The organism is Mesorhizobium sp. M0139 (genome assembly GCF_040322455.1).
In the GTDB taxonomy this organism is placed as follows: domain Bacteria; phylum Pseudomonadota; class Alphaproteobacteria; order Rhizobiales; family Rhizobiaceae; genus Mesorhizobium.
In genome coordinates this window covers 208,963-225,939 of sequence record NZ_JAMYTN010000008.1, presented here as the reverse complement: position 1 = coordinate 225,939, position 16,977 = coordinate 208,963, and the positions used below count along the sequence as shown (strand labels likewise).

11 protein-coding genes are annotated in these 16,977 nt (G+C 62.8%); 4 read left to right on the top strand and 7 right to left on the bottom strand.

Annotated features, from left to right (window positions below; all coding sequences use genetic code 11):
• Window positions 1-65: 65 nt before the first annotated feature.
• A complete protein-coding gene (locus NKJ58_RS16190) occupies window positions 66-1,904 on the top strand; it encodes an MORN repeat-containing protein (RefSeq protein WP_023714129.1) in 1,839 nt (612 codons plus the stop codon).
• A gap of 29 nt (window positions 1,905-1,933) precedes the next feature.
• Here NKJ58_RS16190 and amrB read toward each other — a convergent pair whose 3' ends face one another.
• From amrB to NKJ58_RS16165, 5 genes are all read right to left on the bottom strand, one after another.
• Complete coding sequence (amrB, locus tag NKJ58_RS16185) at window positions 1,934-3,652, bottom strand: AmmeMemoRadiSam system protein B (RefSeq protein WP_352518461.1); 1,719 nt, start codon at window positions 3,650-3,652, stop codon at window positions 1,934-1,936.
• Window positions 3,653-3,801: 149 nt separating this feature from the next.
• The gene (locus tag NKJ58_RS16180; protein ID WP_352853442.1) at window positions 3,802-6,804 is read right to left on the bottom strand and encodes a hypothetical protein; all 3,003 of its coding nucleotides are present in this window, start codon (window positions 6,802-6,804) and stop codon (window positions 3,802-3,804) included.
• Between the two features lie 33 nt (window positions 6,805-6,837).
• The gene (locus NKJ58_RS16175; RefSeq protein ID WP_352853441.1) at window positions 6,838-7,551 is read right to left on the bottom strand and encodes a DUF4760 domain-containing protein; all 714 of its coding nucleotides are present in this window, start codon (window positions 7,549-7,551) and stop codon (window positions 6,838-6,840) included.
• Complete coding sequence (locus tag NKJ58_RS16170; RefSeq protein ID WP_352518459.1) at window positions 7,548-7,940, bottom strand: hypothetical protein; 393 nt, start codon at window positions 7,938-7,940, stop codon at window positions 7,548-7,550. Before NKJ58_RS16170 ends, NKJ58_RS16175 begins: the two co-directional genes overlap by 4 nt.
• 89 nt (window positions 7,941-8,029) lie before the next feature.
• The gene (locus NKJ58_RS16165) at window positions 8,030-10,240 is read right to left on the bottom strand and encodes a caspase family protein (RefSeq protein ID WP_352560923.1); all 2,211 of its coding nucleotides are present in this window, start codon (window positions 10,238-10,240) and stop codon (window positions 8,030-8,032) included.
• A 295-nt stretch (window positions 10,241-10,535) separates the two neighbouring features.
• Between NKJ58_RS16165 and NKJ58_RS16160 the strand changes: the two genes are divergently transcribed.
• On the top strand, window positions 10,536-10,940 hold the full coding sequence (locus tag NKJ58_RS16160) for a Fur family transcriptional regulator (protein WP_023686595.1): 405 nt from the start codon (window positions 10,536-10,538) through the stop codon (window positions 10,938-10,940).
• Between the two features lie 8 nt (window positions 10,941-10,948).
• On the opposite strand, the gene NKJ58_RS16155 is transcribed toward NKJ58_RS16160, so the two are convergent.
• Both NKJ58_RS16155 and polA read right to left on the bottom strand, forming a co-directional pair.
• On the bottom strand, window positions 10,949-11,437 hold the full coding sequence (locus tag NKJ58_RS16155; protein ID WP_023691986.1) for a macro domain-containing protein: 489 nt from the start codon (window positions 11,435-11,437) through the stop codon (window positions 10,949-10,951).
• Window positions 11,438-11,444: 7 nt separating this feature from the next.
• Window positions 11,445-14,372, bottom strand: a complete 2,928-nt coding sequence (gene polA / locus NKJ58_RS16150; protein ID WP_023691985.1) for a DNA polymerase I — start codon at window positions 14,370-14,372, stop codon at window positions 11,445-11,447.
• Between the two features lie 444 nt (window positions 14,373-14,816).
• Here polA and NKJ58_RS16145 point away from each other — a divergent pair, with 444 nt between their 5' ends.
• Both NKJ58_RS16145 and NKJ58_RS16140 read left to right on the top strand, forming a co-directional pair.
• Window positions 14,817-16,202 carry a M20/M25/M40 family metallo-hydrolase gene (locus NKJ58_RS16145; RefSeq protein ID WP_023828325.1) on the top strand — a complete coding sequence of 462 codons (1,386 nt, stop codon included), beginning with the start codon at window positions 14,817-14,819 and terminating at the stop codon, window positions 16,200-16,202.
• 77 nt (window positions 16,203-16,279) lie between these two features.
• Window positions 16,280-16,900, top strand: a complete 621-nt coding sequence (locus tag NKJ58_RS16140; RefSeq protein WP_352518457.1) for a ribonuclease D — start codon at window positions 16,280-16,282, stop codon at window positions 16,898-16,900.
• Window positions 16,901-16,977 lie beyond the last annotated feature (77 nt).

The following is a 16,977-nucleotide window of genomic DNA, read 5'->3' as shown; positions in this document are numbered from 1 at the left end:
GAAACACCTCCCTTGCACTGTGTTGCAGCGGTGCTTACGCTAGGCGATCCAAGGGGTTGGGTAAGATGGCGCGGGCAAGAATGATCTTCGGGGTCAAAGCGATGGCGGCTGCATCCATGCTGGCCGCACTGACATGCTTTTCCGCTATGGCCGATCAAGGCGGTGCCACACCCGATGGCGCCTGGGCCGAGCGGGTGCAAATCCTCTATAAAAGCGAAACACGTTCGGTGCTGCGCAAGAATGTACGGGTCTGGGATTCCCACCCGGAATTGGGTCTTGATTTCACCTGGGAGCCGGCAGCCGGCGTGTCGCCGGACCGCACCGTCGCAGCCGACGGCACCGTCAACGGCAAGGGCAGGCTGGTCTGGCGCGTACGCGGCTCGGCGAGCTACGACCCCAAGACGATCTATTCCAGCTATTTCGGCGAGATCAGGAATGGCCGCCCCGATGGACAAGGCCGGCTGGAGCTGCGTTCAGGCGAGATTCTCGACGGCCGTTGGGTCGCCGGCCAGCTCGACGGCCATGCGATCCATGTCGATGCCGACGGCAATCGCTATGAAGGGCAATTCAGGGCCGGTGTGCCGAATGGCGAGGGCAGGCTGGAGACGAAGACAGGCAAGATATTCGTCGGCTCTTTTGCCGATGGGCTGAAGGACGGCAAGGGCCGCACCCGGTTGGCCGGCGGCACCGTCTACTGGTCGCAATGGGCGATGGGCAAGGAGATCGGCGGTGCGCGCCCCGATGTGCTGGCCGATGCCCGAGTGGGCGGGTTGCTCAAGGCGCAGACCGGCGGCGGTTCCGCCGACAAGGTCGAGATCGGCATTGCCGTCGACCAGCGCATGACGCAGCAGGCCGACATGCAGTACCAGCATCTCGTGCGCGACGAAGACATCGCGATCTATCCGGTGTCGGACCAGTACAACGATGCCTGGAACGGCACCGGAGAGATTCGTACCGGCAATGTCTATGAAGGCATGGACTGGGAGACGGCGCCGGCCTTCGCCGAAGTCGACCTCAAGACCACCGACCGGTCGAGGGTCAAGATCGACAGCCTGGAAATGAAGGTGGCCGCGAGCGAGGCCTACCGCAAGCCGATGCTGTCGATCAGCGAGCATTATGGCTGCGTCGGCTTCCGCCCCGACTTCTCGATCGTCAACAATGGCTGGGGCGACGTGAAAGACATGAAGATGTCGATCCAGTTCACCAGGACCGACGAGGAGGACAACGCGACCGGCGAGCCGAGCCGCATGTTCACGAAGGACATCGGCACTTTCGGCGATGGCGTGGACGTCTCGATCAAGGACGTGCTGATTGAAGCCGGCGTCGACACAACCACGCTCGAGACCGAGCGCTTCACCTGCCCGTCAAGGGACAGCCTGGATGTCTGCCGCGCCCAGGTGGCCAACAAGGTCAAGTTCGGCGACGTTGCCGATTACATCAGCGGCAGCGTCGAGAAAATGAGCGTGACCGGGATTGGCAAGCTCGATTATTCCTGGGCGGACGATCAGGGCGCTGTCTACCAGCAGAGCGAGCCGTTTCGCGTCATCGTCTCGCTGGTCAGCATCGAGGTCCCAGAATCGCTCGCCGAATGCGGCGATGGCGGCGGCGCGTCGCCCGAAGCGCTGCGCTACCAGAACATCGAATTTCCGATCGGCAAGACCGATTACAGCATCCCCATGCCGGTGCGCGGCAACAAGAATCTCAGCGCCTACACGGCACGGCTGAAAATGTGGTCGTCAATGTCGTCGATCCATCGCTTCAGCATCGCCGCCCATTTCGCCGATGGCAGCACACGCGAGAGCAAGCCGGCCACGTTCTTCTATTTCAGGCCGAAGCAGTCGCTGTTCGAAACCAGCACCAAGCCGGCGGTCTGCTATCTGCCGGAAGATCTGCAAGGCTGTTGAGGTCCTGTCACGTCCTTTCGGGAATCGCGTCATTTCGAGCCCATCTCGAAAAAATTGGGCAGCGGGATCAGCCGGGCAAAGATCGTGTCCTGGCTGAACACCCTGAGTTCCAGCATCGACCCGGACGATCGTTCGGCTTTCTGGTCGAACAGGAAATTGCCGAGCGAATAGATCTCCGCAACATCGCCGCCGCCGAGCGGCAGGATCGCCTCGCTCGATACATGTGGATGACCGCCGACGATTGCCGTGACACCGCGCAGCCGCATCTGGTCGGCAAGCATCTCCTCGCGCGGCGACGGCTCCGTCTTGTACTCGCGGCCCCAATGGACGAAGGCAATCACCGGCCGCTCGGCATTGTCGTGCAGCAGCCGGTCGAGCAAAGCAGGCGTCAGAAGGTCGGTGTTCCTGGAGCCGTTGGTATCGATGTCGGTCAGCCCGACCAGGTCGAGATCGGCAAGCGCCAGCGTCTCGCCCTGCCCGAAATGGGCGATGCCGGCCGCATCGAGTGCGGCCAGCGTCTCGGCATAGCCTGACGGGCCGAGGTCGTAGGCGTGATTGTTGGCCAGGCTGACAGCGGCGACATGCAATTTCTTGAGCATGTCGATGGCGAGGTCTGCGGGCATGGCCAGCGTCATGTCGTCGATCGCTTCAGGGACGTTGGGCAGGATCACGCCTTCGAGATTGACGATCAGCGGCCGCGAGCGGGTCAGGGCCAGCACGCTTTCGACGATCTTCTCGGCAACACCGTCGCGGACCAGGATCTTCTTCATGGCGCGGCCGAAATTCACGTCGCCCGCGAAATAGTAGAGCTTGTCGTCGGGACGGGCAGGATTATTGAAGCCGGGGCCGAAGGCGCCGAACAGCGCCACGACATAGCTGGTGGTGCGCTCGACATAGTCGCTTGAATGCGCCTGCGAGTTCTCGTTGGCGACGACCAGCGGCGCAGCACCGAACAGTTCGCGCTGCAGCCTGGTCTGGATATAGAGCGCACCGACCGAATCGGCGTGATCCGGCTGGCGCAGCGCCGCGATGCCGTCGAGCGAACCGGCGGCGAGCATGTTCAGCGTCTGCTGGTCGAAACGCCTGGCTTCGTGCTGCGGCAGATAATGTGAGAAATCGGTGGATTCGACGATCAGCGTGTCCTTGTCGACGATCGCTTTCAGCGCCTGCGCCAGCCGGTCCCAGTCGCCGCGCTTCGCCTTGACCGACATCGCCACCGGCACGATGGTTGCCTCGGGAAAATAATGATGCAGGAAGGGCAGCATGGCTTGAACGCCGTGCTCCTTGGCGAAGAGGCAGGAGTCCTCGACCATGTCGCTGTTCGCCTGGATAAGGCGCAGGGCTGCCGTGTCGGCCAGGACCGGGCCAAGCACAGTGTCGAAGCCGCGCGTCGTGGTGGCGAAGAGTTTCTGCGTCTTATGGAAATGGTCCGGCGACAGGATGACGATGCGCTTGTAGCGGAAGCCGGACGCGGCGTGGAAACCGAGTGCGACGAGATCTGCGACGAGCAGGTGGTGGGGGACTGTGATGCCGGTGAGGCGTTGGTTGGACGGCTCGATTCTGGCGACGGCGGCGATGGCGTCGGTGAAGAGTGTGGGGTCGGAGTAGAAGGACGGGAAGTTTGTGTCGCCGGGCGGGCAGGTGATGGGGGCGGCAGACGCTTGAAGCACTGAGAGGATAAGCAAGGCGGTGGCAAAGATCAGAATGCTGGTCCGTGCCCAGGCACCCCCCGCTGTCCTGCCGGACATCTCCCCCTCAAGGGGGGAGATTAGCTGTTTTGCGGTTTTCGCGAATCTCCAACGGTGAAGAAAAAGGCGTCGCCAAAGAAGCTGCCAATCTCCCCCCTTGAGGGGGAGATGCCCGGCAGGGCAGAGGGGGGTGTCTTGGCGCAAACCCCTCACGGCTCAGCCAGCACAATGTTCTCCACGCCGCCGACATAGTAGAACGGCTTCTGCTTGGACGCGGTCAGCCGCAGCACTTCGCGCGAGATGTAGTCGGCGAGGCCGAACAGCGTCACGCCGTCGTCGGAGGTCTTGGCCCGGCCGCGCAGGCCTTCGAGGATCGAATAGGTGAAGACGCCATGGCCGAGGTCGGGCAGTTCGGCGGCGGTGTTGTTGGCAGCGGTGGCCGAGAAGACGACGATGCGTGCGTCCTGCGCGTCTTTTTCCAAGCGCGGGTTGAAGGCGTTGGCGGCGTGGCAGGTGTCGAGCAGCATGAAGCGCATGCCCTTGGCCCGCTCAACCGATTTCTGGATGTCGCCCCAGTCGACCAGCGAGGAGCGCTTCCAGCGGTCGGGATCCTGTTTGCGGCCGTCCGTGGGGATGAAATAATAGTCTTCGTCGATGTTGATGCCGTGACCGGCGACGAAAATGATGGTGGTGTCGTTCTCGCCGGGTCTGTCGAGGAAGTCGGCGAGCTGGTCGTCGATGGTGTCGGAATCCGGTTCCAGGATGGTGTCGGCGCTGGCGACCTTGAACACGTCCTTGCCGGAATCGGGCGCCTCATCCAGCGCTTCGCGGTTGACCAGAACCAGCGTCTCCATCGCCGAGAACAAGGGCGCGGATTTCTGCGAGATCACCTTGAGGAATTCGGTGGCGTCATCGACGGGATAGCGCAGATCGCAGGCGTGGCCGGCGCATGCATCGGTGAGGAAAGGATATTTGTCGACGCCGATCACGGCGACGTAGAGCTTGCCCTTGTTGGCGGGCTTTTCGGTTTTCCTGCCAAGTGCTGTGACACTGCGCTCGGTCAGATAGCCGAACTCGTTGGTGCCGGTGATGCGAATGGTATTTTCGCCATTCTCGACCGGCACTTCGACGATGGTGCTCTTGCCGCCATCGGCCGAGCGCGCCGTGACATTGCCGACATTGCGGCTGTTCGACAGGATCGAAAATCCGGCGACATCGGCGCCGGCTTCCTGCGCGCCCGAAATCTCGACGGCGACATAGCCCTCGCGGACGTTGCTCTGGTCGGCGGCAAGCTTGATGCCGAATTCCGGCGGTTTGCGCTCGAGCAGCTTTTCCAGCTGGCGGTCTACGCCGGGGCGCATTTCCTGGACCGCCTGTTCGGCGCTGCGCAGGATGATGGCCCGGCGCACCATTTCCGGGCTCCAGAGATATTTCTTCAGCTGGCCGGCGCTGATGAAACGCCCTTCGTGGTCGCGGCCCTGATTGACGTGCCAGCCGATCAACTTGTCGCCATCGGCGGAGGAATAATAGTAGCCCTGCGGCATCCAGGCGATCCATTCGGAGCCGGCGAAGAACATCGACACGATCAGTTTGTGTGTCTTCAAATTCCACAGCCGCACGGTCTGGTCAGCGCTGCCGGTGACCAACAGCCCTTCCTTCTCGGCGGCAACCATGGCGTTGATCTCGCCGGTGTGGCCGGTGAATTCACCCGATACCTCGGCGGCCGCGGTTTTGTATTCCAACAGCGTGCCGTCGCTGCCGCCGGTGATCAGGCCAAGCCCATTGCCGATCAGCGTGTAAGCCGAATGGACGAAGCCATTGGTGGCGGAATTCTCGATGCTGTGCATCACCTTTCCGCCGCTCGCGATTTCGAGCACGGCATTCTCCAGGCCGTCCTTGCCGCCGGGGACAGCACGGAGCGACCACTCACCCTCTGCGAGTGCCGCGCGGGCATAGGCGCCCTGTTCCGCAAACGCCACCGGGTCCTCGAAGAACCGCTCGGCCGTCGGTAGCGCCAGCACCTTGTCCAGCGTGCCCTGCAGCTCGGGACAGGACACGCGTTCAGGGCAGGGGTTGGTGTTGCCCCAAGCGATGGAGCTGCTCGCCGCATCGATCCCGATCGCCGTCACCGGTTCGCCGACCCCTTGCAGCAGCGCCTTGCGCTCGCCGGTCATGGGGTTCCAGACCTGGATGGCGTTGCGGGTGCCGCCGGCTGTCGCCACCAGCGAGCCGTCGGCATTGCCGGCGCCAGCAAAGACCGTGCCGTCATGGCCGTTATAATCGAGCAGTTGCTCGCCGCTGTCGGTATTCCAGACCGCCGAGCGATGCTTGTCGGCGCAGCGATAGCTGCATGACGCCACAAGCCGCGAACCCGTGGCGAAGCTCAGAGCGCCGATCTGGAAATCCTGCTTCGGCATGGCGCGGACGAATTTGCCGGTGCTGGCCTGCCAGAGCTGGACGTCGCCGTCCTTGCTGCCGGTGGCGAACAGCCTGCCATCCAATGACACGGCGAGTGCGGCGACGCCGACATCGCGCAGCGGTTCGGCCTCGGCGGGCAAAGCGATTTCCTCTGACTTGGCGATGTCCCAGAGCCTTATGCCGTTGTCGGTGGTCGTCGCCACCAGCCGGGTTCCCGCAGCGGCGAAGGCGAGCTTTTCCACACGCCAGGAATCGGCATCGAGTTTTTCCGCCAGCGTCCAGCCCGACGCGGATTTGTCGTCCGCCCGCCAGAGGTAGACGAAACCATCGCCACCGCCGGCGGCGAGCGTGTTTCCGTCGGGTGAAAAGGCGACATCATAGATGGCATAGTCGGCGGCCTTGAGCACGGTTTTGATCTTGCCGGTGGCGAAATCGAACAGCCTGATATCGCCATAAGGGGGCTTGTCGCCGATGCCGGCGCCGAAATAACCGCCGGCGGCGATCGTCTTGCCATCCGGCGACACGGCAATCGCAAAGACCTTGCCGTCATTGCCATTGCCAAGATAGCCGCGAATGGTGCGGAGCGTCACCCCGCTCTGCCAGTCCCAGATGCGGATGGTCTTGTCATCGGACGCCGAGACCAGTCCCTCGCCGTCCGGCGTGAAGGCAAGATCGGTGACCCTGGCGCTGTGGCCGCCGGTGTTGAGATCGAGATGGAAATCGAGGTCCTCGGCACCGGCGGTTGACGTTAACGCCAGAAGACCGACCAGGATTAGCCACCGGATAGCACGCAAGGGATGGGAGCTGCCCGGCACCTTGTTGCGCCGCTATTTGGAGTCGGCGGGCGGCGGCGATCCGTGACGCACATAATTCTCGATCGCCTGGGCATAATTGGCGGAACCGGCCTTGCGTTCTTTTTCGATGTAGCCGGCAAAATAGCTCCAGAACGACACCGCATAGTCGCGGAAATAGGCATCGGCGACATCGCGCGAACAGAGCTTGCCCTCAACGCAGATGGAGAGACGATTGAGGAAATAGACGATGCGATCAAAATTGTCGTTGAAATCGGCGATCGGCATGGTGCCGCCGCCGGCAGTCATCGCCTCAATGCCAATGCGTTGCCGGAAGACCCGTTCCTCGGTCGGCGAAGGCGTGGCGCTGAGCAGATTGTCGTATTTGGCGTTGAGCGACGAGAGGCGCTCCTTGAGCGCGCGCTGCGCCTGCTGAAAATCCTTGCTTTCCCAAAGCTCGACCAGCGACATCGTCTGCTCGACGCGCTTCTGTTCCTGGTTTGCGAGAAACTGGAAGACCGAGAAGGCCAGGGTGAAGATGATCGCCAGGCGCACGGCGAGACCCGACCAGGCGTAGATCAGCATGCGCCAGTCGCGGTCGGTGAAGGGGTTGGCTTCCTTCTTGATCTCGTGACTGCTCGGCCACGGAAAGCCTTCGGTGGTTTCGGGCAAGGTCGCCGGCTTCTTGGCCAGCGGAGGCGCCGATGTGGCCGGCGATTTCTGCGTTGCAGTGCCCCCCGGCTTTTTCATCCGCAGCTGTCCAGTTGGATGGTGGCGGTGGGATCGAGCACGACGCCGGGTGTCTCCAGCTTCTTTTTCAGGCAATCGAGCTGCGTGCGCGAAATCATGAACTGCACGTCCGGTTCGGCAGCCGCCTTGCTGGGTGACGGCAAGGGCTCGACCACGCCGCGCGAGGCGCAGCTGGAGAGATCGACGACAACGGCCGTGTTGCCGGTCTTGGCGATCTGGTCGTACTGGTCGAGAAAGCAGGTGGCGAGCTCGGAATTGGTGACGATCTGCTTGGCGCACAGGCCGCAATTCTCGTCCGCCGAGGCGCTGGCAACCAGCAACAGGCTGCCGGCAAGGCCGACCGTCGCTGCATGCCAGGAGAGCACGGGGATAGTCACTGATGTCCTCATCTGTTGCATCCAGCCGCGGCGCATAGAAGTGTCGCGAGCCGGGAATGTTCATATATCACGCCGGCAAGAGCCGGCGAAGCGATGTCAGGTCAGGCGCGGGGCACCGTCTCCATCGGGAAGATCATCACCGCGCCTTTGGGACCGCTCTTGTCGGCAAGCCGCATCACCGAGCGCGTCGCCGGCGCCATGCCGATGTCGGCCAGCATGTCGGAAAAACCAGGCGTTCCCGATGCGGCACGCGTCACGGCGCGCACGCCTTCCTGGGCAAGAAAGCTCAGATCCTCTTTCTCGCTCTGCGGCGGCGCCTCGGTCAGCACGGCAATCATGCGCTCCATGCCGAAGCTGGTGTCGGTGAAGGCGAGCAGCCCTTCCTTCAGGCCCTGATCGGCCTGCTGGTTGATCGGCGCCAGCCGCTCGGCGACGATATGGGTGATCGAATAGTCGCTGCCGATGTAGAGCACGTTGATGTCGACGAACTCGTCGGACCCGTTCTTGGCCGCAATGTGTACCTGATCGCCCGGCGAAACGCGCGGCACCGTCGAGGATTCGATCGGCTCCAGCACATCGCTGTCCTGGCGCTTGATCAGGAACTGGACGCTGACCTCGTCCGGCCGGTAGTCGGACGCCGCGGCGAGCCGCGACAGGCCGGTGGCGCGGAAGATCGTGGTCAAGTTCTTGGCTGTGTTTTCCGCAAGCTTGTCGTGATGGATGACGATGCGCGGCGGCTTGCTGCCGTCCTTCAAGCTGATGTCGCCGGACGCCGGCAGGAACCACAGCGCCGGTTCGTCGCTGGCGTTGGCGGCAGCGCCGTCCATGGATTTTTCGCGCAGCACCGCAAGCCGCAGATCGGCGCTCTTGCCGGGCTCGACCAGCGCGATGTGGAAGCCGGACTTCGGCTTCGCCACCAATTCGTCCAGAACCGAATTGACCAGCTCGGTTTCTTTTTCGAGCCCTGCGGTCGGCGCCGGCTTTGCCACCAGCAGCTTGTAGTCGACTGCGAGTTCGGCAACGCGCGCATAGGCGCCGGCGGGCACGGCTGTCGGCGCGAGCGCCGGCTTGCCGTCAAATTCGACTGGTGCGAGCTGGCTTTCGAGGTTTTTTGCCGATTTCACTTCGAGATAGCCGACGGCGTCGGAGAGCTTCGACAGCGCCGAAGGCAAAATGGCGAGCTTGCTGCCGGGGGTCAGACCCTGCAGCAGCCCGGCGCCGATCGCGGCATCGCCGTCCTTGACGGCAATCGGCCATTGCATGACGGCGTCGGTCTTGTCGGTGCCGAACACGCGGGCGTCCAGTTCGCCCTCGAACAGGGGCGTCGGCCTTGTGCGGCCGTCGGCCGAATATTGCTGCAGCACGGCCTGGCCGAGCTGGCGATAGGTGACGTTGGGGTTCTCGGCCAATTTCGACAGGATCGTGAAGGTGAACAGGCCGAAGCGCGGCGCGTCGGGCGTGCCCTTGGGCAGCGGCATTTCCGGCGTCGTCTCGACCGTTTGCGCGGCATAGAAGGCGACCAGGTTGCCCCTAGCGATCGGCTCTGCGCCGGTCGGCGTCAGGTTGAAGGCCGGCTTGCGGCCGCCATTCTCGTCGAAACCGCGCGATGCGCTTGCCGAGATGTCGTCATAGGCCTTCACCGCGGCTGCTCTCGCCGCGTCGTCGCCGCCGACGAGGTCGGCGAACTCGACCTTGCGCTCCAGTTCGTCATCGACTTCCGCGGCGCGCGTCGCGGTGCCGGAATGGCAGCAGTCGAACACCACCCAGACAAAGGCGCCCTTGTCGCGGATGGCGTCGAGTGCGGCGCCGACCTCGTTGTCGACCAGCGCGTTCGGCACGCCCTCTTCGCGGTTGATCCATTTGTCGATATCGGACGGCAGGAAAATCTCGTCGAGGCCGTCGGTCTCGTCACCGGCCTTGGCTTGCGGCTGCTGGGCGCCGTGGCCCGACAGATGCAGATAGACGAAATCGTCGCGTTGCACCTTGCCGGCGAGGTCGGCAAGGGCGGCCTTGATCGCCGCATGCGTCGGCGGGCCGTTGGCGCCTTCGACGTCCTTGGCGAGCAGGATCACATTCTCGGCCGAGAACTTCACCGGATCGGGCGTGTTCTTCAGGAGATAGTCGCGCACCAGGCCGGCATCGTTCTTCGGCCCGATCAGCCAGTTCTTCTGCGGTAGGTTCGGATAGTCGGTGCAGGCAACCAGCAGCGCGTGATAGGTGCGCGAGGCAGCGAGGGCGCGGAACGAGACCGTACCGGCAGCCACAAGCGCCGACGTGCCGACGAGCAGCGTCCGTCGTGTCAGTTTGATCATAATTGCTTCCCCAAGCCCGATCGAATTTGCAAGTGCGGCACCTTTCGTCGCGAATTTTGTCAGTATTTTGAATGTGGTCGGTGCCGTCAATCGGCGGTGGTGGTCATGGTGTCGATGGCGATAACGGAAACAGTGGCAAAAAGCCCGCTTCATCGCTATCTCAAGGGAATTGAGACCGCCGCATGGCAGAAATGATTTGCGAGCGGCGCTGGATCAAACAGATAGAACATGATGTCGTCCGAGAACCGCTTCACACTTTTCGGCATCATGCTCTAAACGATCGGAAAACGGGATCATGGCGGCAAGGGATGTGCTGACGAAGAATCAGCTGAGCGTGCTCGAAAAGCTTGAGGCCGCCAGCGGACCGCTCAGCGCCTATACGCTTCTCGACCAGCTGCGCGAGCGCGGTTTCCGCGCGCCGCTACAGGTCTATAGGGCGCTCGACAGCCTGGTGAAGTCAGGCTTCGTGCACCGGTTGGAAAGCCTCAACTCCTTCGTCGCCTGCGCCGAACCGCACGACCATACGCATTCGATGACAGCCTTCGCTATCTGCGACACATGCGGGCAGGTGATGGAGATGTCCGACCATGACGTCGGCCACCGGCTGGACGAATGGGTGCGCTCGACCGGGTTTGCTGCGAAGAAGGCGGTCATCGAGTTTCGGGGGACGTGTGCCAAGTGCCTGGCTGAGGCGGCTTAGCTTGCTTCCTACTTGAGCCGAGGCGGTGCGCTATTCTCGAATTCGTTCAAGAATGTCTCATAGACGACGTACCGCGTAGGCCCAGGTGTTAGCTGCTCCATAAGCAGGGGTTTCACCTCGTCGAGCCAAGATAATTTGCCAAGCCCAGACCCGATTTTTGGCAAGGCGATGGATTCTACCCGGTTTTTGTCGGCCCATTTCACAAGCCCGCGAACTGCTTTCCGTAAATAGGGAAGCGTGGCGTGATACATATCTGGCTGGGTTGCCAGATAAATGAAGCCCGGCTGATTGCCGTCTGGCTCCAATGTCCAGATATGACCCCCAATAAACCTGCCGGTCCGAGCATATTTCTTGAACGCAGCCTGCACATTCGGCCACTTTTTCGAAATCTTCAGCGCAAGTCCGGTGCCAAGGCCCTCTTGATTGCCCTCTGCCACGCCTTGAGCGATATAGCTTTCCTGGGCGGCCAGCAGGTCTCCGGTGACAAAGACAATCATCGCACCTTCAATGCGCCTCGTCCCAGTTGTTCGCTGCGCGGGCATCGACATGCAGCGGCACCGACATCGAGATGGCCGGCATCGGCGCGTTCTCCATCACCCTGCGCACCACGGGGATCGTCGCCTCGACTTCCGCTTCAACCGTCTCGAAGATCAATTCGTCATGCACCTGCAAGAGCATGCGGGCGGACAGGCCGGCCTTTTCCAGCGCCTCGTCCATATGCACCATGGCGCGGCGGATAATGTCGGCAGCGGTGCCTTGCAGCCTGGCGTTGATCGAGGCGCGCTCGTTGAAGGCACGGATCGACGGGTTTGACGACCGGATCTCAGGATAGTGGATGCGGCGGCCGAAGATGGTTTCGACGAAGCCATGCTCGCGGGCATAGGCTTTTGTTGCCTCGATATAGTCGCGGATGCCGGGGAAACGCTCGAAGTATTTCTTGATGTAGGCGCCGGCCTCCTCGCGCGGGATCGACAGCTGGTTGGCCAGCCCAAAGGCCGAGATGCCGTAGATGATGCCGAAATTGATTGCCTTGGCGCGGCGGCGCACTTCGGAAGGCATGCCTTCGACCGGCACGTTGAACATTTCCGAGGCGGTGATGGCGTGGATGTCGGCGCCATCGGCGAAGGCCTGCTTCAACTGCGGGATCTCGGCGACGTGGGCAAGCACGCGCAGTTCGATCTGGCTGTAGTCGGCCGAGACCAGTTTCTGGCCCTTGTCGGCGATGAAGGCCGTCCTGATCTTGCGTCCCTCCGCGGTGCGCACCGGGATGTTCTGCAGATTGGGATCGGAGGAGGACAGCCGGCCCGTCGTCGTTGCGGCCAGCGCATACGATGTGTGCACGCGCCTGGTGTCGGGATGGATGAAGCCGGGCAGCGCGTCGGTGTAGGTCGATTTCAGCTTGGTCAGCTGACGCCAGTCGACGATCTTGCGCGGCAGTTCGTGGCCTTCGGCGGCGAGGTCTTCCAGAAGCTGCGCGGAGGTCGACCATTGCCCGGTCTTGGTCTTGGAGCCGCCGGGCAGGCCCATGCGGCCGAACAGGATGTCGCCGAGTTGCTTTGGCGACCCGATGTTGATGCGCTCGCCGACAAGGCCGTAGATTTCCTCTTCCAGCCGTGCGGCGCCTTGCGCCAGCTCGCCGGAGAGCCGCGACAGGATCTGGCGGTCGACTGAGATGCCGCGCTGTTCCATCCGCGCCAGCACCGGCACCAGCGGCCGTTCCAGCCGCTCATAGACCGAAACCAGGCCCTTGGCGGCAAGTCGCGGCTTCAGCACCTGCCATAGCCGCAACGCTACGTCGGCATGGCCGGCGGCGTAGGCGGTCGCCCGGTCGATGTCGACCTGCTCGAACCCGACCGAGCTTCTGCCGGAACCGGCGAGATCCTTGAGCGGCGTCGTGGCATGGCCGAGCCATTTGTCGGCAAGCGAGGACAAAGTGTGGTGGCCGGTGCCGGCGTCGAGCACATAGGAAATCAACATCGTGTCGTCGAAGGGTGCGATATCGATGCCGTGGCGGCTCATGACGACGATGTCGTATTTGGCGTCCTGGGCGATCTTGAGCACCGATTTGTCTTCCAGCAACGGCTTCAGCAGCGCCAGCGCCTCGCGGACCGGAATCTGGTTCTCCAGCGTGCCGCCGCCGAGCAGGTCGCCAGCGCCGCTCTTGTGGGCGAGCGGCACATAGGCGGCGCGGCCGGGGCCGATCGCCAGGGAGAAACCGATGAGGTCGGCCAGCATCGGATCGGAAGACGTGGTTTCGGTGTCGAAGGCGACGGTTCCGGTCTCCTTGGCTTGGGCCAGCCAGGTCTTGAGCGTTGCCGTGTCGCGGATGGCGACATAGGCGGCAGGATCGATTTTGGCCGCGGCGGCCGTTTCCAGGCGAAGTGCGGCAAGCAGCGAAGGCGCGTCCCCGGCCCTGGCGGTTTCGGATTTGGCTTCATCCTGTGTTGCCGCAGGCACCGGTGTGCCGGAGCCGACATCGGGGCCGTGCGCGGTGTCGGCGCGCTCGACGGTGACTGCGACAGCCTGCACATCGCCGGCTTCGGTGCTGGTCGCCTCGGCCACACGGCGGGTCAGCGAGGTGAATTCCATGGTTTTGAGAAAGCCGATCAGCTTCGGCCCATCCGGCGCATGCAGCACGAAATCGTCGAGCCCGTCGGTCACCGGCACGTCGTTCTTCAGCGTCACCAGCTGGCGCGATATGCGCGCCTTGTCGGCATTGGCGATGATGGATTCGCGCCTCTTGTCCTGCTTGATCTCGCTGGCCCGGGCGAGCAGCCCGTCAAGGTCGCCGAACTGTTCCAGAAGCTGCGCCGCCGTTTTCGGCCCGATGCCGGGTACGCCCGGCACATTGTCGACGGAGTCGCCGGTCAGCGCCTGCAGGTCTATCATCTTTTCCGGCGGCACGCCCCATTTCTCGATGACTTCGGGGATGCCGATCTGGCGGTCCTTCATCGGGTCGTACATGCCGACCGTGGGTCCGACCAGCTGCATCAGATCCTTGTCAGAGGAGATGATAGTGGTGTCGCCGCCGGCCTCGCACGCCAGCCTGGCATAAGTGGCGATGAGGTCGTCGGCCTCGTAGCCTTCGATCTCGATGCAAGGCAGGTTGAAGGCCACGGTTGCCTGGCGGATCAGACCGAATTGCGGGATCAGGTCTTCGGGCGGTGCGTTGCGGTTGGCCTTGTATTCCGGGTAAAGATCATTGCGGAAGGTTTTCGACGAATAATCGAAAATGACCGCTAAATGCGTCGGCACGATGCCTACATCGGTGTTGCGGGCGTCCTGCATCAGCTTCCACAACATGTTGCAGAAGCCGGAGACCGCGCCGACCGGCAGCCCATCGGATTTGCGGGTCAGCGGCGGCAGCGCATGATAGGCGCGAAAGATGTAGCCGGAGCCGTCGATAAGGAAGAGATGGTCGCCTTTTTTCATGCCGGCAGGGATAGCGCGGCAGGACGGCGCGGTCCATGGCAAAGGCGGGCTTCCAACAGGTGTTGCGGCGACATGCTGACAGAGCCTGCCTGCCGATAGGTCCTGCTGCTGTTTGCCTCGGCGCTCACGGCTATGTTACAAAAGTGTAATTTTTGTGCCCTTGAAACGCCACGATCCGAGACACAAATAAAGGTCATCGGCAGTTTTCGCCGAGTCCGGAGCAAGGCCCGTCCCCCGCCTATCCCGGACAATTGCGGCAGCCTATCCCCCCTCTCCGGGCTGCCGCATCGTTTCGAGTAAAAGACCGCCGTGGTTCCCCTCCACCACGGCGGTTCTTTTTTGCCTTCTGACAAGTGTTTACGGTCCGTGGTCCAACGATCGCGGGCTTTTCGTTTTGATGCGCTGCCTTTACGGTCCCGGCACCGAAAAGAAAGGCCCGCAGTAATGTCCACCATTTCCTCCGTCCTCGACCGTCTCGACAAAAATCTCGACCAGAGCCTGGAGCGCCTGTTCGGCCTGCTCCGCATCAAGTCGATCTCCACCGATTCAGACTATGCCGCCGACTGCCGCAAGGCCGCCGAATGGCTGGTGGCGGACCTCAAGCTGATCGGCTTCGACGCTTCGGTGCGCGACACGCCGGGACACCCGATGGTGGTTGCGCACCATGAAGGCCCCGCCGGTTCGCCGCATGTGCTGTTTTACGGCCATTACGACGTGCAGCCGGTCGATCCGATCGAGCTTTGGGAGAACGACCCGTTTGCGCCGGCGGTCAATGAGATCGAGCCCGGTCACAAGGTAATCACCGGCCGTGGCTCGGCCGACGACAAGGGGCAGCTGATGACCTTCGTCGAGGCCTGCCGCGCCTGGAAGCAGGTGCATGGCAATCTGCCCTGCCGCATCACCATCCTGTTCGAGGGCGAGGAGGAGTCCGGTTCGCCGTCGCTCAAGCCGTTCCTCGAGGCCAATGCCGAGGAACTCAAGGCCGATTTCGCTCTGGTCTGCGACACCGGCATGTGGGACCGCGAAACGCCGTCGATCTGCGTTTCGCTGCGCGGAATGGTCGGCGAGGAGGTCACGGTCAAGGCTGCCGATCGCGACCTGCATTCGGGCCTCTATGGCGGCGCCGCCGCCAACCCGATCCGCATCCTGGCGAAAATCCTCGCCGACATCCATGACGAGAACGGCCACATCACCATTCCCGGCTTCTATGACGGGGTCGAGGAAACGCCGTCGCAGATCCTGAAATCATGGGAAACTCTGGGCGAGACCGCCGAAACCTTCCTCGGACCGATCGGCCTCTCGATCCCGTCGGGCGAAAAAGGCCGCTCGGTGATGGAACTGACCTGGGCGCGGCCGACGGCCGAGTTCAACGGCATCATCGGCGGCTATACCGGCAAGGGGTTCAAGACGGTGATCGCGGCGGAAGCGTCGTCCAAAATCTCCTTCCGCCTCGTCCACAAGCAGGACCCCGAGAAGATCCGCGCCGCTTTCCGGAAATTCGTCAAGGCGCGCATTCCCGGGGACTGTTCGGTCGAATTCCACCCGCATGGCGGCGGGCCGGCAATTCAGCTTTCCTACGACTCGCCATTCCTGGCCAAGGCCAAGACTGCGCTGTCGGATGAATGGCCTAAGCCAGCGGTGACGACGGGCAGCGGCGGCTCGATACCGGTGGTCGGCGACTTCCAGACCTATCTCGGCATGGAATCGCTGCTGGTCGGGTTCGGCCTCGACGACGACCGCATCCACTCGCCCAACGAGAAATACGAGCTGACCTCCTTCCACAAGGGCCAGCGCTCCTGGGCGCGCATTCTCGATGCGCTGACGCGCTGAGGAGGCTGGGAAGTTTTCTTGTTGATTTTTCAGCGGATCGCGGCGAGGACGAGTTACGCCGCGATCCGGAGAAAACCATGCCCGACATCCGCTTCCACAAGAACGATCTGCCCGACCTCGCCCACTACAATGTCGACGCGGTGGCCATCGATACCGAGACGCTGGGGTTGAACCCGCACCGCGACCGGCTGTGCGTGGTGCAGATCTCGCCCGGCGATGGCTCGGCCGACGTGATCCAGATCGCGCCCGGCCAGAAGAAAGCGCCGAACCTCGTCCGCCTGCTCCGCAACCGCGGCATATCGAAACTGTTCCACTACGGCCGTTTCGACCTCGCCGTGCTCTACAACGCCTTCGGCGTCATGCCGGAGCCGGTGTTCTGCACCAAGATCGCCTCGCGGCTGACCCGCACTTATACCGACCGGCACGGCTTGAAGGACATCTGCTTCGAACTGCTTGGCGTCGGCCTGTCGAAGGCGCAGCAATCGTCGGACTGGGCGGCCGAGACCCTGTCGCCCGAACAGCTCGAATATGCCGCTTCCGACGTTCTCTATCTGCACCGTCTGCGCGAGGTGCTGGCTGGACGCCTGGCGCGGGACGGGCGCACCAAGGAAGCCGACGCCTGCTTCCGCTTCCTGCCGACGCGTGCCAAGCTCGATTTGATGGGTTGGGACGAAGAGGATATTTTTGCCCACAGCTGATGGCCTTCGGATAACGCTTCCGGCAGCCTTGCAACCAGACACGCGTCGTGGCGTTCTGTCGACTCAATGAGGGGGAT